The organism is Pantoea sp. S18 (genome assembly GCF_045689705.1).
GTDB classification, from domain to species: Bacteria; Pseudomonadota; Gammaproteobacteria; order Enterobacterales; family Enterobacteriaceae; genus Pantoea; species Pantoea symbiotica.
Genome location: NZ_CP142688.1, coordinates 1020235 through 1043602 on the forward strand (window position 1 = coordinate 1020235; position 23368 = coordinate 1043602).

General features: G+C 56.1%; 19 protein-coding genes. 13 read left to right on the top strand and 6 right to left on the bottom strand.

The window, feature by feature from the left end:
• The first annotated feature begins 198 nt into the window (after positions 1 to 198).
• Both VIJ98_RS04505 and VIJ98_RS04510 read left to right on the top strand, forming a co-directional pair.
• Positions 199 to 1203 (top strand): phosphotransferase, encoded by a 1005-nt coding sequence (locus VIJ98_RS04505; protein ID WP_323272463.1) that lies wholly within the window; start codon positions 199 to 201, stop codon positions 1201 to 1203.
• 151 nt (positions 1204 to 1354) lie between these two features.
• On the top strand, positions 1355 to 2446 hold the full coding sequence (locus tag VIJ98_RS04510) for an AraC family transcriptional regulator (protein ID WP_323272465.1): 1092 nt from the start codon (positions 1355 to 1357) through the stop codon (positions 2444 to 2446).
• On the opposite strand, the gene VIJ98_RS04515 is transcribed toward VIJ98_RS04510, so the two are convergent.
• Positions 2376 to 2795, bottom strand: coding sequence for a cell envelope integrity protein TolA (locus VIJ98_RS04515; RefSeq protein ID WP_323272469.1), 420 nt, complete (start codon positions 2793 to 2795; stop codon positions 2376 to 2378). The genes VIJ98_RS04510 and VIJ98_RS04515 overlap by 71 nt on opposite strands.
• A gap of 154 nt (positions 2796 to 2949) precedes the next feature.
• Here VIJ98_RS04515 and VIJ98_RS04520 point away from each other — a divergent pair, with 154 nt between their 5' ends.
• From VIJ98_RS04520 to VIJ98_RS04530, 3 genes are read left to right on the top strand one after another with little or no spacing between them, the layout of a single operon-like run.
• Positions 2950 to 3627: a CsgG/HfaB family protein gene (locus tag VIJ98_RS04520; RefSeq protein ID WP_154153655.1), complete on the top strand. Its 678-nt coding sequence runs from the start codon at positions 2950 to 2952 to the stop codon at positions 3625 to 3627.
• An 11-nt stretch (positions 3628 to 3638) separates the two neighbouring features.
• A complete protein-coding gene (locus VIJ98_RS04525; protein WP_154191720.1) occupies positions 3639 to 3998 on the top strand; it encodes a DUF4810 domain-containing protein in 360 nt (119 codons plus the stop codon).
• Positions 3995 to 4648, top strand: coding sequence for a DUF799 domain-containing protein (locus VIJ98_RS04530; protein WP_407330290.1), 654 nt, complete (start codon positions 3995 to 3997; stop codon positions 4646 to 4648). Before VIJ98_RS04525 ends, VIJ98_RS04530 begins: the two co-directional genes overlap by 4 nt.
• 76 nt (positions 4649 to 4724) lie before the next feature.
• On the opposite strand, the gene VIJ98_RS04535 is transcribed toward VIJ98_RS04530, so the two are convergent.
• The gene (locus tag VIJ98_RS04535; RefSeq protein WP_323272475.1) at positions 4725 to 8402 is read right to left on the bottom strand and encodes an SbcC/MukB-like Walker B domain-containing protein; all 3678 of its coding nucleotides are present in this window, start codon (positions 8400 to 8402) and stop codon (positions 4725 to 4727) included.
• Entirely contained in the window at positions 8399 to 9604 is a 1206-nt protein-coding gene (sbcD, locus tag VIJ98_RS04540; protein ID WP_323272476.1) for an exonuclease subunit SbcD, read from the bottom strand. Before sbcD ends, VIJ98_RS04535 begins: the two co-directional genes overlap by 4 nt.
• Before the next feature lie 197 nt (positions 9605 to 9801).
• Here sbcD and phoB point away from each other — a divergent pair, with 197 nt between their 5' ends.
• The 6 genes from phoB to proY all read left to right on the top strand — a co-directional run bounded on the left by phoB (position 9802) and on the right by proY (position 17690).
• Entirely contained in the window at positions 9802 to 10491 is a 690-nt protein-coding gene (phoB, locus tag VIJ98_RS04545; protein ID WP_007887040.1) for a phosphate response regulator transcription factor PhoB, read from the top strand.
• A 20-nt stretch (positions 10492 to 10511) separates the two neighbouring features.
• Positions 10512 to 11822: a phosphate regulon sensor histidine kinase PhoR gene (gene phoR, locus VIJ98_RS04550; RefSeq protein WP_008106091.1), complete on the top strand. Its 1311-nt coding sequence runs from the start codon at positions 10512 to 10514 to the stop codon at positions 11820 to 11822.
• 526 nt (positions 11823 to 12348) lie between these two features.
• Positions 12349 to 13275 carry a PstS family phosphate ABC transporter substrate-binding protein gene (locus VIJ98_RS04555; protein ID WP_154191726.1) on the top strand — a complete coding sequence of 309 codons (927 nt, stop codon included), beginning with the start codon at positions 12349 to 12351 and terminating at the stop codon, positions 13273 to 13275.
• A 166-nt stretch (positions 13276 to 13441) separates the two neighbouring features.
• The gene (locus VIJ98_RS04560) at positions 13442 to 14545 is read left to right on the top strand and encodes a cobalamin-independent methionine synthase II family protein (protein WP_323272480.1); all 1104 of its coding nucleotides are present in this window, start codon (positions 13442 to 13444) and stop codon (positions 14543 to 14545) included.
• 402 nt (positions 14546 to 14947) lie between these two features.
• On the top strand, positions 14948 to 16267 hold the full coding sequence (gene brnQ, locus VIJ98_RS04565) for a branched-chain amino acid transporter carrier protein BrnQ (RefSeq protein WP_323272482.1): 1320 nt from the start codon (positions 14948 to 14950) through the stop codon (positions 16265 to 16267).
• 67 nt (positions 16268 to 16334) lie between these two features.
• Positions 16335 to 17690: a proline-specific permease ProY gene (gene proY, locus VIJ98_RS04570; protein ID WP_154153636.1), complete on the top strand. Its 1356-nt coding sequence runs from the start codon at positions 16335 to 16337 to the stop codon at positions 17688 to 17690.
• 328 nt (positions 17691 to 18018) lie between these two features.
• Here proY and VIJ98_RS04575 read toward each other — a convergent pair whose 3' ends face one another.
• The 3 genes from VIJ98_RS04575 to VIJ98_RS04585 form a co-directional block, all read right to left on the bottom strand.
• Entirely contained in the window at positions 18019 to 18828 is an 810-nt protein-coding gene (locus VIJ98_RS04575; protein WP_154153633.1) for an inositol monophosphatase, read from the bottom strand.
• 191 nt (positions 18829 to 19019) lie between these two features.
• Positions 19020 to 20270: a mechanosensitive ion channel family protein gene (locus tag VIJ98_RS04580; protein WP_154153630.1), complete on the bottom strand. Its 1251-nt coding sequence runs from the start codon at positions 20268 to 20270 to the stop codon at positions 19020 to 19022.
• 92 nt (positions 20271 to 20362) lie between these two features.
• The gene (locus tag VIJ98_RS04585) at positions 20363 to 20944 is read right to left on the bottom strand and encodes an ACP phosphodiesterase (RefSeq protein ID WP_154153627.1); all 582 of its coding nucleotides are present in this window, start codon (positions 20942 to 20944) and stop codon (positions 20363 to 20365) included.
• A 183-nt stretch (positions 20945 to 21127) separates the two neighbouring features.
• Here VIJ98_RS04585 and queA point away from each other — a divergent pair, with 183 nt between their 5' ends.
• Positions 21128 to 22198 carry a tRNA preQ1(34) S-adenosylmethionine ribosyltransferase-isomerase QueA gene (gene queA / locus VIJ98_RS04590; protein ID WP_061717470.1) on the top strand — a complete coding sequence of 357 codons (1071 nt, stop codon included), beginning with the start codon at positions 21128 to 21130 and terminating at the stop codon, positions 22196 to 22198.
• Positions 22199 to 22236: 38 nt separating this feature from the next.
• Positions 22237 to 23361 (top strand): tRNA guanosine(34) transglycosylase Tgt, encoded by a 1125-nt coding sequence (gene tgt, locus VIJ98_RS04595; RefSeq protein ID WP_061717469.1) that lies wholly within the window; start codon positions 22237 to 22239, stop codon positions 23359 to 23361.
• Positions 23362 to 23368: the final 7 nt, after the last annotated feature.

Here is a 23368-nt window from a genome sequence, read left to right on the forward strand (position 1 = left end):
TACAGTGAAGTGATAATGCCGCTGGCTGGCGCGGGAAAACTTGACGCGGGCGCAGTGAGTTTTGTCCTCCACGGTCAACTCTGAGGCAAGAAAAGTGCCAGATGCACGCTGCGGTCAACTTTGGGTTGTCTGCGGTCAAGCAGTCAGGACGACGTCATCCCATGCTGATACCACTTGCTTGATGCTGGAGATTGATGAATGAGTGCCGAACAATCCGATACCTTAACCGATGCTGAAATCACCCTGCTGGCGCATCAGGCGCTGGCCAGTTATCCCGCGGCACTGCGCGGCGAACTGAAGCTGCTGTGCCGCTCGGAAAATGCCACCTTCCTGTTGCAGGCGGCGGGCAAACGCTATGCGCTGCGTCTGCATCGTCCTAACTATCACAGCAAAGCGGACATTCAGAGCGAGCTGCTGTGGCTGGATGCGCTGCGTGACATCGGCATCATGGTGCCGCAGGCGATCCCGGCCAGCGATGGCGCAACTGTGCTGACGCTGCCGATGGCAAATGGCGCAGAGCGCTACGCCGTATTGTTCCATTGGATCGACGGTGACATGCCTACCACCGATGTCGATCCCAAAGCGTTTCAGCAGCTCGGTCACATCACCGCGCGCCTGCATCAGCACAGCCGCAAATGGCAGAAACCGGCCGGTTTCCAGCGCATCATTTGGGATCATCACACCATGGTCAGCGATCATAGCCATTGGGGACGCTGGCAGGATGCGCCGAACCTCAATCCGGCCGATCACGGCATCGTCGCCGAAGCGGTGGCGCGCGTCGGGCAAGAGCTGCAAGGCTTTGGCAAAGGGGCGGATCGTTATGGTTTGATCCACGCCGATCTGCGTCTGACCAATCTACTGCTGCATAAAGGCGAAACGCGGGTGATCGATTTTGATGACTGCGGGCTCGGCTGGTATCTGCACGATCTGGCGGCGGCGATCAGTTTCGTTGAGCATCATCCGCGCGCCGCCGAATGGGTGGATAACTGGATCCTCGGCTACGAAAAAGTGGCGCACATCAGCGATGAAGAGATGGCGCTGGTGCCGACGCTGCTGATCCAGCGCCGTATTCAGATGACGGCGTGGATGGGATCGCACGCGGAAACGGAAATGGCGCTGAGTCTCGGGCCGCGCTGGGCCGATCACTCGGTGCGCCTCTGCCGACGTTATCTGGAAACTAATCAGCTGCCGGTCGGCGTTTGATGCACCAGCAGTGAGCAGCTTTGCGCTGTCGCGGCGCAATTGAGGTCGCCATTAATGGCGACCCTACGACAAAATCCACGAATGACTCGCCTGGTACGAAAATTGCTGGAATCCTCCACCTGTTTCATTCGCGCCACACGCAGAGGTTCCGATGCAATCACTCATCACACCCACTGAAGCCTTCAGCGCCTTGTCCGTCAGCGCCAGCAACCGCGGCGTGTTGGCGGCGGCCGCCACCGGACTGAGCGGATTTATCACTGACAAAGGCGGCGATGTCGATCGCATCTTTGGCATCAGCGGCATTAACTCCGAACTGCTGGCGAGCCCCACGCTGAGCCTGGGTTTAGTGAACTACTGTCGCGTGATGGAAGAAGCGGCACGTCATTCCGGTTTTGATAACTTCGGTTTGCATTACGGCAAGCAGTTCAAACCGCAGTCATTAGGCTTGATTGGGTATATCGGCCTCTGTTCGCCGACGCTGGAGCAGGCGCTGCATAACGTGGTGAATGCGTTTCCGTGGCATCAGCACGACACGCTGACGCGGCTGGTGGACAAAGGCGAGTGCTGGCGGCTCGATTATCAGGTACGCCACGGCGCGATCCTGTCACGACGTCAGGATGCAGAGCTGACGCTCGGCATGTTCCTCAACTTGATCCGCCACGTCGCCGGCAAAAACTGGGCGCCGCGCGAAGTACACTTCGAACATCCGCGTCCGGAGCAGTGGCACGAGCACTGCAAAGTGTTTGATGCGCCGGTGTGGTTTGATCAACCGTTCAACTCGTTGTTGATCCCGAAACGCGATCTGCTGCGCAGCATGCCGGAACAGGATCCGATGCTGCTGATGGTGATGCAGGATGCCATTCGCCGCCTGAACAGCTCTGCCAGCCTGCAAAGCGTGGTGGAACAGGCGCGATCGCAGGTGAATTTGTCACTGATGCAGGGCGAACCGGTGCTGGAAGAGATTGCCGAAAAAATGGGCTTGTCGAGCTGGTCGCTGCAACGGCGGCTACGCGAAGAGGGCATCAGTTTCACCGCGCTGGTGGACAAGGTGCGCTGCGAGATGGCAACGCATTATCTGCAACAGAAGCAGCTGCCGATATCAGAAATGGCGCTGCTGCTCGGTTACTCCGAAGTCAGCGCCTTCTCCCGCGCCTTCCGCCGCTGGTTTGGCATCAGCCCGCGCCAGTGGCGCCAGGATGGCTTGGCGTCGCCGGAGCAAAACCGAACCACGCTGGCTGGTTAACCTCCGGCGGCGGCGGTAAATCTTTGCTTTGACCAATCAACTGCCACGCGCGCAGACACAGCGTTTCGTCACCTTGTGTCTGCGTCACCGCGTAGCGCCCGCTGTTTTGCCACTCGAGCCGCACCAGACATTGCTGACCGACATAACGCCGCGCATCGCGGAAATGCTGATTAAGCTGATGCTGCATCTCATCAGCCCATTTGCAGGATGCGCTGCCCGGCGCACTCTGCGGCTGACACAGATTGACGATGCTATCCTGTTGCTTTGGCTGAGAATGCTGACAAGCGCTGAGCGCCACCACAATCATTAATCCGCCCAATAATCCCGCCATTCGATTAATTAAATTCATTAATGTGCCTGTATTTTCACTAAAGATCCTTTCCCTCACTGCCGACAGTCTACAGACCGACTCAACCAATGCTATGGCATTACTCTGACTGTCGGCAGAACCAGAATTTGCCGCAGCCTCGCGGCTTTATCCCCTTTTGATTCATGGATTAGAAATGCAGAAAAAATATGCCTTTGCGGCACTCTCCTTGTTAAGCGCCACGCTGCTCAGCGGCTGCGCGACCGAATCGTCACGCGCGATTGAAGCACCACAGGTGCGTGCGGCCAGCCAGCCCGCGTATCAGGGCGTGCGCAGCCCGATTGCGGTTGGCCAGTTTGATAACCGCTCCTCGTACATGAACGGCATCTTCTCTGATGGCGTTGATCGTCTTGGCAATCAGTCGAAAACCATTTTGGTCACGCACCTGCAACAGACCAATCGCTTCAACGTGCTGGATCGCAGCAACCTGAAAGAGTTGCAGCAGGAAGCGGGCTTTAAGAAGAGCGAGCAGAACATCAAAGGTGCGACTTACATCATCACCGGCGATATCACCGAATTCGGTCGCAAAGAAGTGGGCGATCAGCAGCTGTGGGGCATTTTGGGGCGCGGTAAAAACCAGATCGCCTATGCCAAAGTCAACCTGAATGTGGTGGATGTCACCACTTCAGAAGTGGTGTACAGCGCGCAGGGCGCGGGTGAATTCAAGTTGTCAGCGCGTGAGATCGTCGGCTTCGGCGGTACCGCCAGCTATGACTCAACCCTCAACGGTAAAGTGATGGATCTGGCGATTCGTGAAGCGGTTGATCATTTAGTCGATGGCATTAACAGCGGCGCATGGCGCCCGGCGAAATAAGGATATTGAGCATGAAAATGTTGCAACTGTGTGCGGCGCTGATCGCTGCGGGCGTGCTGGCAGGCTGTGCGCCAAAAGGGCCGGAACCAATCTATTACTGGGGCGATTACCAGCAGCAGATCTACAGCTACTACAAAAAAGATAGCGATCCGCAGAAGCAGATCGAAGCGCTGAATCTGGATATTGAAAAAGCCAAATCGGTCAACAAACCGGTCGCGCCGGGCCTGCACGCGCAGCTCGGTTTGCTGTACGCCAAAACCGGAGATACCGATAAAGCCTTCGGCCAGTTTGCTACCGAGAAGCAGCTGTTCCCGGAATCGGCGCCATACATGGACTTTCTGATGAAGAAAAAACAAGGAGTTGCTCAGTGAAAAAGCTGATTGTTTCTTTAGGCATGCTCGCCACGCTGCTGTTGACCGGCTGCGCGCACAAAAAACCGTACGACTATAGCGCCTTCCGCGCCAGCAAACCGGCCTCGATTCTGGTGCTGCCTGCGGATAACCGCGCGCCGGATGTGAATGCGGCGAACAGCTTCACCTCGCTGGTAACGCGTCCGCTGGCGGAAGCGGGCTATTACGTGTTCCCGGTGGCGGTGGTGGATGAAACCTTCCAGCAGAACGGTTTAACCAACGGCCACGAAATTCAGGCTGTTAGCCCGCAGCGCCTGCATGACATCTTCCACGCCGACAGCGCGCTGTACATTTCGGTGACCGATTACGGCAGCAGCTATCAGGTGATTCAGAGCGTGACCAAGGTGTCGGCGACGGCGCGTCTGGTGGATCTGCGCAGCGGTAAAGAGATTTGGCAAGGCATTGCCACCGCCAGCGACGCGGAAGATGGCAACAACAATAACGGCGGCATTATTGGCATGTTGGTGTCAGCGGCAATCAAGCAGATTGCCAGCAATGTGACGGATAAGGCACACACCATCGCCGGGGTGACCAGCGCCCGTCTGTTGGCGCAGAACGAGCAGGGCGGTTTGCTGGTCGGCCCGCGTTATAAGTTGGCGACAGTGAGATAAAAAACCGGTGCGCATGAATGCGCACCCTACGAAAACCCGCCGAAGCACCGTAGGGTCGCCATTCATGGCGACCTGATTATTCCCCTGGCAACTCCAGCTTGCTGTAACCCAAACCGTTCATCTTGCGGACGCGGATCTGCACCGGTATGCGCTCTTTCATCGCTTCTACATGGCTGATCACGCCGATGGTTTTGCCGCTGGCGTTCAGGGCGTCGAGCGCATCCAGCGCGGTGTCCAGCGTCTCGGCATCCAGTGTGCCGAAGCCTTCGTCGAGGAACAGCGATTCGATGCGCGTTTTATGACTCACCAAATCCGACAGCGCTAACGCCAGCGCCAGGCTGACGAGGAAACTCTCGCCACCCGACAGCGTGCGCGTATCGCGCGTGGCGTCCGCCTGCCAGGTATCCACCACTTCCAGCTCCAGCTCTTCACTGACGCGACGCTGCAGCAGATAGCGACCGTGCAGGCGATCGAGCTGGCGGTTCGCCAGCCACACCAGATGATCGAGCGTCAGGCCTTGCGCGAAGCGGCGGAACCTATTGCCATTGGCCGAACCCACCAGATCGTTCAGACGGCCCAACTGCGCCAGCTCCACTTCATCGGTGGTGATTTGCGTCAGTAACGATTGCTGCTGTAAACGCTGTTGCGCATCGCTGTGCAGCTGCTGCTGCGCTTCACCCTGTTGACGGGCATTGTCACGTAAAGTCACGCGCAGCTGTTCCAGCTGTTGCTGGATAGTGGCGGCGATTTCATCGTTGAGATCGGCCGGTCGCTGCTGCTGATGCGCCGTGCAGCGCTGAGTGAGCTGTTCGCTGAGGGTAATCTGCTGCTGGCGCTGCTGATCGAGCGTTTGCAACTGTTGGCGCAGTTCATGCACCTCGCGCTCATCCAGCAGGGCGGCACGCAGCGCCGTTTCATCGGCAAAATCACTCTGCTGCAGCGCGGCGAGGAAGGCGCTTTCTGCTGCGGCAGCGCGTTCACGCAAGGTGTGTTGCTGCGCCGCGATTTGCTCACACTGGCCATTCAGGCTGTGCAGCGAGCTTTGTGCCTGCTGCCACTGCTGTAGCTGCTGCGCCAGCGCCTGTTCACACTGTTGCAGCGCAGCGTGCTGCTGCTGTCGGGCTTCCGCAACACGGCGATCGCCAAACAGCTGCTGACGCTGTTGTTGCTGCTGCTGGCGCTGCTGTTGCAGCGTACTGAGCGTCTGCTGCAGTTCATCGAGCCGCTGCTGTTCACGCGCCAGATTCTGCTGCAGGCTGCTGCGCTCGCTTTCGGCTTTTGCCAGCTGTGGCTGCAACTCGCCGTGTAAGCGCTCATTTTCCTGCCATGCGCTCCAGCGCTGCTGTAGCGTGTGGAGCCAGCTTTCCCGCTCAGCCGGGTCTGGCAAGCTGAGCTGATGCTGCGCTAACTGTTGTTCCAGCTGCTGCGCCAGTTGCTGCATGGCGCTGCGTTCGCTGGCTTCGCGCTGGCTGATTTCATCCAGCGTTTGCTGCGTGCTGGCGATCTGCTGCTGCGCCAGCTGCTGTTGATTTTGATGCTGCTGCCACAGCTGCTGCTGTTGCAGATGTGCATCCTTCGCCTGCTGCAGCGCACGCGCGGCGTTTTCCCGCGTCTGCAGCTGCTGTTGCTGCGTTTGTTCCTGCGCATCCTGCTGCTGTTGCCACTGCGCAAAATCGTCTTGCTGCTCCAGTGTGCAGGTAAGTGCCAGCTCACCGCTCAGCGCTTGCCATTGAGTGTTAACCGTCGCCAGCTGCTGGTCGTAATCAGCGATCTCTTGTTGCAGCGCCTGCTGCTGTTGCAGCGACAACTTCTGCTGCTCGCCTTTAGCGGTACCGGACTCTTTCAGCTGCGCCACGCGCGTTTCCAGCTCAGTCAAACGCTGCTGATTGGCGCCGGGCTCAAGCTGTTGATATTGCGCGATCGCCGGATGCTGACACGAGCCGCACAGCGGGCAGGGCTGATCCGGCTGCAATTTGGCGCGCTCGTCGGCCAGCTGAGCGATGGTGCGCTCCAGCTCGCAGATTTTGCGCACATCGAGCAGCGCTTGATGTTCCCGCTTGTACTCGTCGCGCAGCGCCTGCAACGCCTGTTCAGCGTCCTGATGCTGCTGCTGAAGCAGCGCCAGTTTCTGCTGTCGCTGCAAGCGCTGTGGCTGCAACGCGCGCCACTGCGCGGCGAGCAGGCTAAGCTGCTGGCGTGCAGATCGCTGCGTTTGATGCTGCGTCAGGGCGTCGCGCAGGCTTGGGCTGGTGATCTCCGCCTCAAGTGAAGTCAGTGCTTGCTCCGCTTGCAGACGCTGCTGCGCGGCCTGCGCTTCGGCTTGCTGCAACGGTTGCGCCGCCTGTTCACGCTGAGCCTGCGCCTGTTGATGCTGCTCCAGCTGGCTGCGCTGCTGTTGCTGCTGCGCGATGAGCTGCGTCAGCGTCTGCTCGCGCTCATCCAACCGGGCGATCTCCGCCTGCCAGCGCGTCAGTTCTGCGCCCCAATCGGCGACGGCGGCTTCTCGGGTGCGGAATTCCTGCTGCTGCGCCAGCTGCTGTTGTAAACGTTCACTTACCTGCTGTTGCTGGCTGAGCGCGGTTTGGCTGGTTTGCAGCGCCTGTTGCTGCTGCAGATGCAGCCGCTGCTGTTCATCCAGTTGCTGCGAGGTGGTGGTAATGCGTTGATCGAGCGGGATAACCTGCTCGGTCAGCAGCGTTTCGAGCTGCTGCTGTTGCTGTAACGCCTGCTCGCGCGCCTGCTGCGCGGCCTGATAATGGCTTTCGCCCTGTTGCAGCGCGGTTTTGGCCTGCTGCTGTTGCGCCTGCAGCTGCTGCGATTGCTGTTCCAGCGTGCGGAGATCGCCCTGCAGCTGTTCGCGCTGCTGTAGCTTCTCGCGCAGTTTTTCTGCCGGTTCGGCCCGCGCCAGCCGCTGACGATCGCCATCCGCCTGCTGCCACGCCTGTTGCGCGGCAAGCAGCGTCTGTTCGGCCTGTTGCTGTTCCTGCGTCAGCTGTTGCTGCTGCACCAGCCATTGTTGCTGATGCTGCGCCAGCGTCAGCTGTTCGCTCAGCGATTTCTCCTGAACGGCGAGTTCTGCCAGCTGCTGCGTCAGCTCTGCACGGCGCGCTTCATCAAGCAGCGACATACCACCGGCGCGGGCGCGCAGCGTATCCAGCTCGCTGCGTGCGGTGCGCCAGCGTTCGTAGATCTGCATAGAAATTTGTGCATAAATTTCGGTGCCGGTGAGTTCTTCTAAAAGGGAGGCTCGATCACTGGGTTTGGCATTAAGGAAGGCGGCGAATTGACCCTGCGATAGCATCATTGAGCGGGTAAACCGGGCGAAATCAAGACCAGATAGTTTTTCAATCGTTTGTAGTTTTTCGCCAACTTTATCAGCAACGATTTGATTATCGGCTACACGCGCTAATTCGACACGCGGTACCTGTAACTTACCATCAACATTGCCCCGCGCGCGATTTTGGCTCCAAAAGGCGCGCCAGGCTTCACCTTTAACTTCAAACTCTACTTCAGCTAGACATTCTGCTGTATCGCGTGTCATTAACTGATTTTCAGTTTGCGACAGCGTGCCGAGGCGCGGCGTTTGGTGATAGAGCGCCAGACAAATCGCATCGAGTAAGGTGGTTTTGCCCGCGCCGGTGGCGCCGGTAATGGCAAACAATCCGTTACTGGCAAAAGGTTCACGGCGGAAATCGATAAACCATTCGCCGCGCAGCGCATTGAGGTTTTTAAAACGTAGCGTCAATATTTTCATGCAGATGGATTCTCCAGCGCGGCAAGCTGGGTGCGGAACAGCTGCGTTAACTGCTCGGCCTGCTCGGCATCCAGCTGATCTTCCTGCGCCAGTCGGCGGGCAAACACTTCTTCCACTTTTAATTCGCTCAGGGTTTCGTTCTCCAGCCGCTCGAGGCTGCGCTGCCGCTGTTCGCGGCTGCGGCGCACCAGCAGCACTTCGACCGGCAGATTTTCGGTCAGTGCTTCAATGCGACGTTGCAGATCGCTGAGGTATTCCTGCGTGGTGATCTCAATATCCAGCCACGTTGGCTGTTCGCTGGCGATTTCACTGAACTGCGCCAGCTGATGTTCAATTTCCGCCATCGAGCCTTTCAGCATCTGCATCGGCTGGAAGTGCGGAATGGTCAGCGGCGTCACTTCCTTGAGCTTGTCGCCAAATTCCAGCAGGAAGACGCTTTTCTCGCGGCCAAGCTCATCAAAACTGAGCGGAATCGGCGAGCCGCTGTAACGAATGTGCTCGCTGTTGGCGATGCGCTGGGCGCGATGGATGTGACCGAGTGCGATGTAATCCGCTGGTGGAAACGCCTGCGCCGGGAAGGCATCCAGCGTGCCGATATAGATGTCGCGCACCGAATCGCTTTTGGTGACGCCAACGGTGGTGAGATGGCCGGTGGCGATAATCGGCAGCGCACTGTTCATTGACTGCGCGGCGGCAAAGCAGTGCTGATAATGCTGCTCAATCGCCTCCAGCAGCGAGATCTGCTTCTCGCGGCCGGATTGGCCGGCCTGGCTGCGCAAAATATCGCGCGGACGCAGATAAGGAATGGCGCACAGCAGCGCACCCGGCGCGCCATCGCGCTGTTTCAGGGTTAACACCTGTTGCTCGCCCTGCGGTGTGGCACTGGTGATCACCTGCGTATTCAGGCAGGCCAGCAGCTCGCGCGATTCATTCAGCGTCGCCACCGAATCGTGATTGCCCGCCAGCACCACCAATTGACAGCCGCTTGGCTGCAGCGCCACCACAAAACGGTTAAACATTTCACGCGCGTAGCTCGGCGGCGAACCGGTATCAAACAGGTCGCCCGCGATAATCAGCGCATCCACCTGATGCTGCACAATCTGATCCAGCAGCCAGTCGAGAAACGCCTGATGTTCCCGCGCGCGACTTTTGCTGTAAAAGAACTGACCGAGATGCCAGTCAGCGGTGTGAATGATGCGCATGTTTGCTCCGTGCTCTGTTTAGCGAAGGCGAATTATAACCACTTAAGATCACAAAGAAAAAAAGCAGATTTTTATTGTCACATTTCTGTTTTTTATCTATCTATCTTAGGGCGGCTTTTTCATAAAAGTGTCACAAAACTGACGCATAATGGCGCCGCAAATCCCAGTGACACGTTGTCACACTAGCAGGAGTTACAATGGCTAAGCGCATTTTGGTTGTGGAAGACGAAGCTCCCATCCGTGAAATGTTATGTTTCGTGCTGGAACAGAATGATTACCAGCCTATTGAGGCGGAAGATTATGACAGCGCGATTGGTAAGCTGATCGAACCCTGGCCTGATTTGATTCTGCTGGACTGGATGTTGCCCGGCGGCAGCGGAATTCAGTTTATTAAGCATTTGAAGCGTGAAGCCATGACGCGCGACATCCCGGTGATGATGCTGACGGCGCGCGGTGAAGAAGAGGATCGCGTGCGCGGTCTGGAAGTGGGCGCGGATGATTACATCACCAAGCCATTCTCACCCAAAGAGCTGATGGCGCGTATCAAAGCGGTGATGCGCCGTATTTCACCGATGGCGGTGGAAGAGGTGATCGAGATGCAGGGCCTGAGCCTTGATCCTTCCTCACATCGCGTGATGTCGGAAACCACGCCGCTGGAGATGGGGCCGACTGAGTACAAACTGCTGCACTTCTTTATGACGCACCCGGAACGCGTGTACAGTCGCGAACAGCTGCTGAACCACGTTTGGGGCACCAATGTGTATGTCGAAGATCGCACCGTCGATGTGCATATTCGCCGTTTACGTAAAGCGCTGGAATTGACCGGCCACGATCGCATGGTTCAAACCGTTCGCGGAACAGGGTATCGTTTCTCTGCCCGCTACTAAACGTAAACGGAGTTTTTACCGTGCTGGAACGACTCTCCTGGAAGAGATTGTTGACCGAGCTGGCGCTGGTCTGTTTACCTGCGCTGGTGTTGGGTCTGTTGTTCGGATATCTGCCGTGGCTGCTGCTGATTGCGGTGACCGGCGTGATGTTCTGGCACTTCAGAAATCTGATGCGTCTGTCGCACTGGCTGTGGGTCGATCGTTCAATGACGCCGCCCACCGGACGCGGCAGCTGGGAACCGCTGTTTTATGGCCTGTATCAGATGCAGTTACGCAACCGGCGGCGTCGCCGCGAGCTGGGCAATCTGATCAAACGTTTCCGCAGCGGTGCCGAATCGCTGCCGGATGCGGTGGTGCTGACCACCGAAGAGGGCACCATTTTCTGGTGTAACGGTTTGGCGCAGCAGCATCTTGGCTTGCGCTGGCCGGAAGATAATGGCCAGAACATCCTCAATTTACTGCGTTATCCTGAATTCTCCCGCTATATCCGCCAGCGCAAGTTCGATACGCCGCTGACGCAGATCCTTAATAATCAGCATCATATGGAATTCCGCGTGATGCCTTACAGCGAAGGTCAGTGGCTGATGGTGGCGCGTGATGTCACCCAGATGCACCAGCTGGAAGGCGCGCGACGCAACTTCTTTGCCAACGTCAGTCATGAACTGCGTACGCCGCTAACGGTGTTGCAGGGCTATCTGGAAATGATGGACGACGCGGTGATGAACGAGCGCACGCGCAGCAAGGCATTGCACACTATGCAAGAGCAGACGCGCCGCATGGACAGCCTGGTGAAGCAGTTGCTGACCTTGTCGCGTATCGAAGCGGCGCCAGCCATCGATCTGAAAGAGACGGTGGATGTGCCGGGCATGCTGCTGCTGTTGCAGCGTGAAGCGGAAACGCTGAGCCAGGGACGTCACACCATCCATTTCCATACCGATCCGCACCTGAAAGTGTTCGGCAATGATGAGCAGTTGCGTAGCGCCATTTCCAATCTGGTCTATAACGCGGTGAATCACACGCCGGATGGCACGCGCATCGACATCAGCTGGCTGCGTACCAAACAAGGCGCGCAGTTTAAGGTGTGCGATGACGGGCCGGGTATCAGCGAACAGCATCTGCCGCGCCTCACCGAGCGTTTCTATCGTGTGGACAAAGCGCGTTCGCGCGCCACCGGCGGCAGCGGCTTGGGGCTGGCAATCGTGAAGCACGCGCTGGGCCATCACAACGCGCGGCTGGAGATCACCAGCGTGCCGCATCAGGAAACCTGTTTCAGCTTCCTGCTGCCGCCAAGGTTGATTGTGGCTAGCGCTCTGCAAGAGCGGGTTAATTAAGGTTTGCACATCCATGGCGTAATGCCGCTCAGTTAAGCACAGAGCGGCTTTCGTTCGCCTTGAAATCAGGCAGTTGCAGCACCCTGGTGCGGCGACCGAGCAGAGAGCGCCTGGCCGCGCCCTCTGCACTCCCGGGCCTTGCGCCAGCCCAACCCGCCGCTTCGCGGTGCCTTCACTCATTCACGATTCCTGACGGACCGGTGGCGATTCGCTCCTGCTCAGCGGCACCTCTCGCCGCATCCATGCGGCTCGCCCTGGAATCCCTCACTCGCTCAGCGAGTTAGGATGTCGCCTCAACAGCCGCGCTGCAGCAACTATGCATTTTCCTGACTCACCATCGCTATAAACCCTGTAGGGTCGCCATTCATGGCGACCAGGTGCGCATAAATGCGCACCCTACGGGATTTTCGTAGGGTCGCCATTCATGGCGACCGCTTCGCGCTTAACTGACAACCTTTACGCAATTTATTGCGCGATAAATCACGCCGCTCCAGAATAGGCGTCTCATTAAATTGCGGAATCGCCAATGAAATCGCTGTTGCTATCCCTCTTGCTGCTTTGCTCTGCTTTGGCACACGGCCAACAAACCATGCTAACCGGCAATCTGAGCAGCGTCGGATCGGATACGTTGGGTTATCTGATGACCTTGTGGGGCGAGGATTTTAGCCGCCAGTCGCCGGGCGTGAACGTTCAGGTGCAGGCGGCGGGATCGTCTACCGCACCGACCGCGCTGGCCGCCGGTGCTGCACAATTGGGCGCGATGAGCCGCCCGATGCAGATCGACGAACGTCAACTCTTCATTGCGCGCTACGGTTATCCGCCGCTGGCGGTGCCGGTGGCGATGGATGCGCTGGTGGTGGTGGTCAATCAGGACAATCCGCTGCCGCGCATCGCACCGCAACAACTCGATGCGCTGTTTTCCATCACGCGTCTGTGCGGCGGACAGCAGGTGCCGCAGCGCTGGGGCGATCTCGGCTTGAGCGACAGCCAGTGGGCAACGCGCAGCATCCAGCGTTATGGGCGTAACTCGGCGTCGGGTACCTGGGGTTTCTTCAAGCAGCAGGCGCTGTGTAAAGGCGATTTCCGTGCTGACGTCGCTGAATTCCCCGGTTCCGCTGCGGTGGTGCAAGCCGTTGCCGCCACGCCCAATAGCATTGGTTACGCCAGTTTTGGCTTTCATCTCAGCGGCGTGAAAATGCTGCCGGTGGTCACGACGAACGGCGACAGCGTGATGCCGGATGCCGAATCCATTCGCAGCGGCCGCTATCCGTGGTCGCGCCCGCTTTATATTTACGTCAACAAAGCGCCTGGCAAACCGCTGCCGCCGCTGGTGAATGCCTTTCTGCATCAGGTGTTGTCGCCACAAGGCCAGCGTCGGGTGAGCGAAGCTGGCTATTTGCCGTTGTCAGATAGCCAGATGGCGCAAGCGCGGGCGGCCATTGAGGGAAATTGAAGAACGTGCATCTGAACATGAAATAGTTTCATGTAAGCTGAATTTTCTTCCGTTGCCGAAATTGTAACAGCGTGGCATTCTTCTTGGACATATAGCCGTCCAGATGGCTGAAATAACCCAGCGAAATTATACCCTGACGCAACTAAGCGCTCAGCGAGGAGATAAGATGCCACGTCACAACCCATTCCGCGCCGATACCGTCGGCAGTTTTCTGCGTCCCGCTGCCATCAAGCAGGCGCGTGTGCAGTTTGCCAATGGTGACATCAATGCTGATCAACTGCGTCAGGTGGAAGATCGTGAAATCCGTCATGTGGTGGAGCAGCAGCGCGCCAACGGCCTGCAGATCGTTACCGATGGTGAATTCCGTCGCGCATGGTGGCACTTCGACTTCTTCGGCGATCTGCACGGCGTAGAGCTGTTCGAAGCGGAGCAGGGCATTCAGTTCAACGGCGTGCAGACCAAAGCGCACGGCGTGAAAGTCACCGGTAAAGTAGCCTTTAATCCTGAACACCCAATGCTGGATCACTTCCGCTTTCTGCAAAGCGTAGCGGGCGATGCGGTTGCCAAGATGACCATTCCCAGCCCAAGCGTGCTGCACTTCCGCGGTGGCCGCAAGGTGATCGATGCCACGGTCTATCCCGAACTGAAAGATTACTTCGCCGATCTGGCGCAGACCTACAAAGACGCAATTAAAGCGTTTTACGCGGCTGGCTGCCGTTATCTGCAACTGGATGACACGGTGTGGGCGTATCTGTGCTCTACCGAACAGCAGCAACAGATCCGCGAACGTGGTGAAGATCCGCAGGAACTGGCGCGCATCTATGCTGAGGTGCTGAATACCGCGCTGGAAGGTAAGCCAGAAGATCTGACCGTCGGGCTGCATGTGTGTCGCGGCAACTTCCGCTCAACCTGGATCTCCGAAGGTGGCTATGAGCCGGTCGCCGAAGTGCTGTTTGGCGGCGTGAATGTCGATGCCTTCTACCTTGAGTATGACAACGAACGTTCAGGTGGCTTTGAGCCGCTGCGCTTCCTCAAGCCTGGCCATCAGCAAGTGGTGCTGGGTTTGATCACCACCAAAACCGGCGAGCTGGAAGATGCGGAGCAGGTAAAAGCGCGTCTGCAGGAAGCAGCACAGTTCGTCAGCCTCGATCAAATCTGCCTCAGCCCGCAGTGTGGCTTTGCTTCTACCGAAGAGGGCAACAGCCTGAGCGAAGAGCAGCAGTGGCAGAAGATTCGTCTGGTGGTCGATATAGCAAGAACAGTCTGGTAATTCCGTAAAGTTAGCCAAACAGGCGCGTAAATCGCGCCTTTTGTGCATCTGCAGGTCGATTTATGCAAAGAGATCTCCCGCGCTGAGGAAACTTTTAGCAAATCATCTGAGGTGTTTTCCTGCAATTCCACCGTGATTCACTGCTTTCTCCCGCTATCTTGTTATATCCTTCTGGTTTTCCGATCCCGTATTGCCTTTCTTCGCTATAAACGTTCTAATTTGCGCCGTTGTCGATTTATCCCTCTGCGAACAGAAGAAAAGTAGATTAAATCACCTGCGCTTTAACGATTAGTCCCGCATAACACGCTGGTCTTACCGAATAAGTCCTTGTTTTAGCGCATCCAGAGGACAACACGAACTCAACTTCCACCGCAACATCAGCTACAGGCAGTACAGAAGTTTATGACACATCGTTTAACCTCCAAGGATATCCTGGCGCTGGGCTTCATGACGTTTGCCCTGTTCGTTGGCGCAGGAAATATCATCTTCCCACCGATGGTGGGGATTCAGTCTGGCGAACACGTTTGGATTGCGGCATTCGGCTTCCTGATTACCGCTGTTGGCTTACCGGTGATCACCGTTATCGCGCTGGCGCGCGTGGGCGGCGGCATTGATGCGCTGAGCTCGCCGATTGGTAAAGCCGCAGGCTTGCTGCTGGCGACCGTTTGCTACCTGGCTGTTGGCCCGCTGTTTGCCACGCCGCGTACCGCTACCGTTTCCTTTGCCGTTGGTATTGCACCGCTGACCGGCGATGGCGCGCTGCCGCTGTTCATCTACAGCCTGATTTACTTCGCGCTGGTGATCGGCATCTCGCTGTATCCGGGCAAACTGCTGGATACCGTTGGCCACTTCCTTGCACCGCTGAAAATTCTGGCGCTGATTGTGCTCGGCGTTGCCGTGCTGATCTGGCCTGCGGGTGGCGTTTCGCCGGGCACCGAAGAGTATCAACGTGCCGCCTTCTCCAGCGGTTTCGTCAATGGTTATCTGACCATGGATACGTTGGGTGCGCTGGTGTTCGGTATCGTTATCGTCAATGCAGCGCGTTCACGCGGTATTGAAGATGCCAAACTGCTGACGCGCTACACCATGCTGGCGGGCATCATCGCCGGTATCGGTTTGACGCTGATTTACCTGACGCTGTTCAAGCTCGGTAATGATAGCGGCGCATTAGTGGCGCAGAGCGCCAACGGTGCTGAGATTCTGCATGCTTACGTGCAGCAGACCTTCGGCGGCATGGGCAGCTTCTTCCTCGCCGCGCTGATCTTCGTCGCCTGCATGGTGACGGCGGTTGGCCTGACCTGCGCCTGTGCAGAATTCTTTGCGCAATACGTTCCGCTGTCGTATAAAACGCTGGTATTTATTCTGGGTCTGTTCTCGATGGTAGTGTCGAACCTCGGCCTGAGCCATCTGATTCAGATCTCGATTCCGGTGCTGACGGCGATTTATCCGCCATGCATCGTGCTGGTGGTCCTGAGCTTCACGCTGAAGTTCTGGAACAAAAGTTCGCGTATCATCGCGCCGACCATGTTGGTAAGCCTGCTGTTCGGTATCGTTGATGCCATCAAAACCACCAGCTTTAAAGATGTGTTGCCGCTGTTTAGTCAGCATCTGCCGCTGGCCGATCAGGGACTCTCCTGGTTGCCGCCATCGCTGGCGATGCTGGTGATTGCTGCGGTGGTTGATCGGGCAAAAGGACGTGAGCAGGTCGCAGTTCATCAGTAAGCGACATTGCTGTTAATTCCAACCACGGGCTTGCCCGTGGTTTTTCATTTTCAAGGTACTGAGTGTTATGCAAGAAACCAATAAGCTCAAACGCGGACTGAGCACGCGCCACATTCGCTTTATGGCGCTGGGATCGGCGATTGGCACCGGGCTGTTTTACGGCTCGGCGGATGCCATCAAAATGGCAGGCCCAAGCGTGCTGCTGGCGTACATCATCGGCGGTGCGGTGGCATACATCATCATGCGTGCGCTGGGTGAGATGTCGGTCAACAACCCGCAGGCCAGCTCATTCTCGCGCTATGCGCAGGATTATCTTGGCCCGCTGGCGGGTTACATCACTGGCTGGACCTACTGTTTTGAAATCCTGATTGTGGCGATTGCCGACGTAACGGCTTTTGGTATCTACATGGGCGTGTGGTTCCCCGATGTGCCGCACTGGATTTGGGTGCTGAGCGTGGTGCTGATTATCGGCGCCATCAACCTGATGAGCGTGAAAGTGTTTGGCGAAGTGGAGTTCTGGTTCTCCTTCTTCAAAGTCGCCACCATCATCATCATGATCATCGCCGGCTTCGGCATGATTTTCTGGGGCATCGGCAACGGCGGCCAGCCGACCGGCATTCACAATCTGTGGACTAACGGCGGCTTCTTCGCGCACGGTATTGTCGGCATGCTGCTGTCACTGCAGATGGTGATGTTTGCTTACGGCGGGATTGAGATTATCGGTATTACCGCCGGTGAAGCGGAAGATCCGAAGACCTCGATTCCACGCGCCATCAACTCCGTACCGATGCGTATTCTGGTGTTCTACGTTGGTACGCTGTTCGTCATCATGTCGATTTATCCGTGGAATCAGGTGGGCACTTCCGGCAGTCCGTTCGTGCTGACCTTCCAGCATTTGGGCATTGCGGCGGCGGCATCGATCCTGAACTTCGTGGTGCTGACGGCGTCGCTGTCGGCGATTAATAGCGATGTGTTTGGCGTGGGACGTATGCTGCACGGCATGGCGCAGCAAGGCCACGCACCGAAGGTATTCCAGAAGGTATCGAATCGCGGGATTCCGTGGGTGACCGTTTTGGTGATGATGCTGGCGATGTTGATCGCGGTCTATCTCAACTACCTGATGCCGGAGAAAGTGTTCCTGGTCATCGCCTCGCTGGCGACCTTTGCTACCGTTTGGGTGTGGATCATGATTCTGCTGTCGCAGATCGCCTTCCGCCGCAAGATTGGCAAAGAGCAAGCCGGGAAACTGGATTTTGCCATGCCGGGCGGCAGCAAAACTGCATGGTTCGGCGTGCTGTTCCTGGCCTTCATTATTGGTTTGATTGGTTACTTCCCGGATACGCGCGTGTCGCTGTACGTAGGTTTCGGCTGGATTGCGTTGTTATTACTGGCGTGGCCGCTAGTGAAAAAGCGTAAAAGCTAATGTTATTGTAAGGTCGCCATTTATGGCGACCTTTTTATATATGACGATTTCAAAATAAAAATAATAACGCCATCCCCAAAGAATATAACGCACAAAAAAATATCTCGGCGCATCCTGGCGCCGAAAAGAACAACAAAAAAGGAGAAAATGAGTATTACTAAGGGATGTTTGACTTGAGCAGCATATCGTATTTTTATTGTTGCCGGGATGTTCGAAAAAAAAATAGAAAAGTCTCAATTCGGAATAGAATATTACTTACAGCACGCTTAAGTAATTTTGCTTGAAGGTTAAGTTCGCATAAATTAACCAACTTAACCCAATGTGAAAATTATAATGACAAATGCGTAGGCAACAGCGCTTTTAGCTGCGGATAAATAACTGCATTGGCCAGCAGCACCGGATTGCCGTTCTGCAAACCGTGATTAGCCAGATAATCGTTGGTGATGCCGCCCGCTTCACGCATCAGCACTATGCCTGGCAAGCCATCCCACGGATTCATATGCGCTTCGTAGTAACCAATTAATCGACCGGCCGCCGCCCACGCACTCATTAACGCTCCCGAACCGTTACGGATAAACATGCCGCCCTGCGCCAGTAATGCGCCAATAAAGGTGGTGAGAGTTTCAACCGGTTGGCTGTTGGAGCTGCTCAGACCAAGCAATCCCTGATCGAGCTGCTGCGCGCTGTGCGCCTGAATGCGTTTATCATTTACCCAGGCGCCTTTGCCTCGGCAGGCGTGAAAGGTTTCATGATGATTGGGATCGCACACCACGCCGATTACTGCTTCGTTTTCACAAACAATCGCCAGCGAAACGCACCAGTTGTGCAAGCCGTTAAGGAAACTGCTGGTGCCATCAATTGGATCGATCACCCAGATAAAGCGTGCGCCAGCAGTATTGCCGCCGCTCTCTTCGCCCAGCACCGCATCGTCAGGAAAGCGTTCGTGGATCAGATGTTTGACCAATTCCTCAACGTTGCGATCGGCTTCGCTGACAACATCCTGCAGATCTTTCTTATGCTCAACCACTAATTGATGACGTTGCTGATACCAGGATAAAGCCCGACTGGCGGCGGTTTTGGCAACATCACAGGCGAAATGATAACGTGCGTCGAGTTCGGTAAGCGAAGCTGATGACATCTTTCCCTCTTATGATTTTTAGGCTGGCGAAGCGACAACAGACGCCAAAAATGGCGTATTGGCTGTGTGACGGACTTAACAAAAGTTAAGAAAGGTTTCATTAAGCCGTAGATGTTCGCGCGTGACAAGAGGGGGAGAAGGCCCGCCAGCGAAATTTTTATTTTCACTGGCGGGTTAGGCGGGATGAAGCGTTAGTGGCGAGTTCTCACGCCGATCTGGCGCATGTCATTACCGGTTGGCGATTGGTGTACACGCAGACCAAAGGTCGGCAGCACCGCATATATATGGTCGAAGATATCCGCTTGAATATTTTCATACTCCGCCCATACCGTGGTGTTGGTGAATACGTATACCTCAACAGGTAAACCGTTTTCACCCGGTGCTAACTGACGCACCATTAACGTCATCTCTTTATGAATGCGCGGATGTTGCTCCAGCCAGCTTTGCAACCAGACGCGGAAGGTGCCGACGTTAGTCAGACGACGACCATTGAGCGGTGAATCCAAATCACAGCCGAGCTGCGCATTCCACGCGGCCACTTCTTCGCTTTTGCTATTCAGATAGGGCGTGAGCAGATGCGCACTTTTCAACTGCTGCATCATGGTGTCATCAAGGAAAGTGATGCTGGTGGTATCGATATTAATGCTGCGTTTAATGCGACGTCCGCCGGATTCCGACATGCCGCGCCAGTTTTTAAAGGAGTCGGAAATTAAGGCGTAAGCCGGAATGGTCACAATGGTGTTATCCCAGTTGCGCACTTTTACCGTAGTTAAAGAAATATCGATGACCGCACCGTCCGCGCCATATTTCGGCATCTCCAGCCAGTCATTCATTTTCAGCATATTATTAGCCGCTAACTGAATACCGGCCACCAGACCCAAAATCGGATCTTTAAATACCAGCATCAGCACCGCCGTCATGGCACCGAGACCGGTGATCAATACGCCAGGCGATTTACCCAACAGCAGCGAAATAATCATGATCACCATTAAAATGGCGGCGATCAATTTCACGCTCTGGATAATACCGCGCAGCGGCAATTGCTGTGCCAGCATGCTGTTTGCGCTGAGCTGCTGCAGCAGATCCAGCAGCGAGAACAGCATCAGCAGAGCGAAGATCATCATCCACAGCTGGGCGAAAATCAGCAGCGCAGGATAGATCTGAGAACTGTCGTGCAGGAACAGTTCGGTCTGTAATTTGAATAGCACACCTTGCATCAGCCATACGCTGCGGCTAAACAGGCGGCTGTTAATCAGCGCCTTCGGCCACTGGCGGCTGCTTTTCTCGGTAGAACGACGCAGCAGCGGCAAAATGGCGCGGTGCAGAATGGCATGAGTGATTAACGAGATGGCAAAGATAATGGCAATCACTATCCCTAACGCCATGATGTGCGTGTAACTAAGACCGGCTTCTGCGAGCCGGTTTGCAATAAGATGCTGCATGAGATTTCCCTAAGTGTGACGAAGATTAAGGCCACGAAGGGTAGGGGATGGGAAATTTCCCGTCCAACAGACGGGTCTTGAATTACCTAATATTACAATTTCTGCGCCCGCGCGGCGGCCATTAAGCGCGGATAAAACTGGAAGAACAGCGGCTCAAGCTGATCATAGTGATCAACAAAATCCTGATAGGAATCGCGCAGCGCGGCCAGACGCGGACGGCGGTGCGCCATGCCGTTTAGCACCCGCGCCAGCCGCGTCGGTTCGGCATAGTGCTCAAACCAGCGTTCGCGCCACATCACTGCATTCAATTCGATAAAACCTTCCGGCGTGCCCGCCAGCTGCGGCACGATGTCTTGTTCTGCCGCAGCGGTAAACGCTACCAGCGATTGTGTCGGGTGAATTTTCTCCCAGTGCAGCGCGAGGAAGTGGTCCCAAATCACGTCCAGCGTGATGGGCGCCACGCGGCGTGTTTCCGGGCGAAATAGCTCACGCGCAATACGCACTTCGGGCAGATTATCGGTTAACACATCGAGGCGACGATGCATGGCAATGCCAGCCACCACCGGCGCAGGCCATTGTGATTGCACGTTGCCGCGCACGAAATCGGCCATGAGATTGCCCAGCAGAGAGCTGTTAGCCAGCTGCGCAAGGTGAAGGTGAGCGAGAAAGTTCATGGCGCATTATATACACGTCATACTTCAAGTTACAGGTGCGTTGGCTGCTCTCGTTCACCGCCTTCCTGCACCTCGAATTATTTTGTGTATAAGCAGAATTACAGAAACTCAGCCAGTTGTTCAGAATTTGCCGCTTTTCCGCTAGACTATGCCGCCTGATTTTAAGTCCTGAAGAAGTGAAGCATGCGCGTAGCCGATTTTACCTTTGAGTTGCCAGAATCCTTAATCGCCCACTATCCGCAGGCGCAGCGAAGCGGTTGCCGCTTGCTGTCGCTGGATGGTCCAAGCGGCGCATTAAGCCACGGCGTATTTACAGACGTGATGGATAAGCTCAATCCGGGCGATCTGCTGGTGTTCAATAACACCCGCGTGATTCCGGCCCGCGTCTTTGGCCGTAAAGCCAGCGGCGGGAAAATCGAGATGCTGGTTGAGCGCATGCTGGACGACAAACGCGTGTTGGCGCACGTGCGCGCTTCTAAAGCGCCCAAGCCGGGCGCAGAGTTGCTGCTGGGCGATGACGAAAGCGTTAAAGCCACAATGGTGGCGCGTCATGACACGCTGTTTGAGATCGCTTTCGAAGACGACCGTGCAGTGCTGGATATTCTCAACAGCGTCGGCCACATGCCGCTGCCACCTTATATCGATCGTCCGGATGAAGATGCTGACCGTGAGCTTTACCAAACTGTGTACGGCGTGCGTCCGGGCGCCGTCGCCGCGCCGACCGCCGGTTTGCACTTTGACGAGCCGCTGCTGGAGGCGCTGAAAGCCAAAGGCGTTGAAATGGCGTTTGTCACGCTGCACGTCGGTGCAGGGACTTTCCAGCCAGTGCGCGTAGAAACCATCGAAGATCACATCATGCACGCCGAATACGCGGAAGTGCCGCAGGATGTGGTGGATGCGGTGCTGGCGTGTAAAGCGCGCGGCAACAAAGTGGTTGCCGTGGGCACCACCTCAGTGCGATCGCTGGAGAGCGCCGCGAAGGCCAGCCAGGACGCGCTGATTGCCCCGTTCTTCGATGACACCCAGATTTTCATTTATCCTGGCTATCACTATCAGGTGATCGATGCGCTGATCACCAACTTCCACTTGCCGGAATCGACCCTGATTATGCTGGTTTCGGCCTTTGCCGGTTATCAGCACACCATGGCGGCTTATCACAGCGCGGTGGCAGAGCAGTACCGTTTCTTTAGCTACGGGGATGCGATGTACATCACCCGTAATCCACAGGCACCTGACGAAACCGTTGGGGCTTAATAATCAGACTGTTTCTCTGATTATCTAATGAGGTTAATGTGAAATTTGAATTAGATACTACCGACGGGCGCGCGCGCCGTGGCCGTCTGGTCTTTGATCGTGGCGTTGTTGAAACCCCGGCATTTATGCCCGTGGGCACCTACGGCACGGTGAAAGGCATGACGCCGGAAGAAGTGAAAGAGACCGGCGCGCAGATCCTGCTTGGCAACACCTTCCACCTGTGGCTGCGCCCAGGTCAGGAGATCATGAAACTGCACGGCGACCTGCACGATTTCATGAACTGGCAAGGCCCGATCCTCACTGATTCCGGCGGCTTCCAGGTATTCAGCCTCGGCGATATCCGTAAGATCACCGAAGCGGGTGTGCACTTCCGTAACCCGATCAACGGCGACCCGATTTTCCTCGATCCGGAAAAGTCGATGGAGATCCAGTTCGATCTCGGCTCTGACGTAGTGATGATCTTCGACGAATGTACGCCATATCCTGCAGATTGGGATTACGCTAAACGTTCGATGGAGATGTCATTACGTTGGGCCCAGCGCAGCCGTGACCGCTTCGATTCGCTCGGCAATAAAAATGCATTATTCGGCATTATTCAGGGCGGTGTTTACGAAGATTTACGAGATGTCTCCGTTAAAGGTCTGGTAGAGATTGGCTTTGATGGGTACGCTGTGGGCGGCCTGGCGGTGGGTGAACCTAAAGAGGACATGCACCGAATCCTGGAGCACGTCTGTCCGCAAATTCCGCAAGACAAACCGCGTTATTTGATGGGCGTCGGCAAGCCAGAAGATCTGGTGGAAGGCGTTCGCCGCGGTATCGATATGTTTGACTGCGTTATGCCAACGCGCAATGCGCGTAATGGTCATCTGTTTGTTACGGATGGCGTGGTGAAAATTCGTAATGCCCGGTATAAAGATGACACCGCTACGCTGGATGCAGAGTGTGATTGTTACACCTGTCGCAATTATAGCCGCGCCTACTTGCATCATCTTGATCGCTGTAACGAAATACTGGGCGCACGCCTGAATACGATTCACAATCTGCGCTATTACCAGCGTTTGATGGCCGGTTTACGTAAGGCTATCGAAGAGGGTAAATTAGAGCACTTTGTTAGCGAGTTCTACCAACGGACGGGGAAGGCGGTTCCTCCGCTGAACGTCTGATAATTCA

Bases quoted from the DNA above. Each gene is read 5' to 3' on its own strand.
- VIJ98_RS04585 (WP_154153627.1), bottom strand. From the start codon at position 20,944: ATGAACTTTCTCGCTCACCTTCACCTTGCGCAGCTGGCTAACAGCTCT.
- VIJ98_RS04535 (WP_323272475.1), bottom strand. From the start codon at position 8,402: ATGAAAATATTGACGCTACGTTTTAAAAACCTCAATGCGCTGCGCGGC.
- queA (WP_061717470.1), top strand. From the start codon at position 21,128: ATGCGCGTAGCCGATTTTACCTTTGAGTTGCCAGAATCCTTAATCGCC.
- phoB (WP_007887040.1), top strand. From the start codon at position 9,802: ATGGCTAAGCGCATTTTGGTTGTGGAAGACGAAGCTCCCATCCGTGAA.
- VIJ98_RS04580 (WP_154153630.1), bottom strand. From the start codon at position 20,270: ATGCAGCATCTTATTGCAAACCGGCTCGCAGAAGCCGGTCTTAGTTAC.
- VIJ98_RS04510 (WP_323272465.1), top strand. From the start codon at position 1,355: ATGCAATCACTCATCACACCCACTGAAGCCTTCAGCGCCTTGTCCGTC.
- sbcD (WP_323272476.1), bottom strand. From the start codon at position 9,604: ATGCGCATCATTCACACCGCTGACTGGCATCTCGGTCAGTTCTTTTAC.
- VIJ98_RS04525 (WP_154191720.1), top strand. From the start codon at position 3,639: ATGAAAATGTTGCAACTGTGTGCGGCGCTGATCGCTGCGGGCGTGCTG.
- brnQ (WP_323272482.1), top strand. From the start codon at position 14,948: ATGACACATCGTTTAACCTCCAAGGATATCCTGGCGCTGGGCTTCATG.
- VIJ98_RS04515 (WP_323272469.1), bottom strand. From the start codon at position 2,795: ATGAATTTAATTAATCGAATGGCGGGATTATTGGGCGGATTAATGATT.
- proY (WP_154153636.1), top strand. From the start codon at position 16,335: ATGCAAGAAACCAATAAGCTCAAACGCGGACTGAGCACGCGCCACATT.
- VIJ98_RS04575 (WP_154153633.1), bottom strand. From the start codon at position 18,828: ATGTCATCAGCTTCGCTTACCGAACTCGACGCACGTTATCATTTCGCC.
- VIJ98_RS04505 (WP_323272463.1), top strand. From the start codon at position 199: ATGAGTGCCGAACAATCCGATACCTTAACCGATGCTGAAATCACCCTG.
- VIJ98_RS04555 (WP_154191726.1), top strand. From the start codon at position 12,349: ATGAAATCGCTGTTGCTATCCCTCTTGCTGCTTTGCTCTGCTTTGGCA.
- VIJ98_RS04560 (WP_323272480.1), top strand. From the start codon at position 13,442: ATGCCACGTCACAACCCATTCCGCGCCGATACCGTCGGCAGTTTTCTG.
- VIJ98_RS04520 (WP_154153655.1), top strand. From the start codon at position 2,950: ATGCAGAAAAAATATGCCTTTGCGGCACTCTCCTTGTTAAGCGCCACG.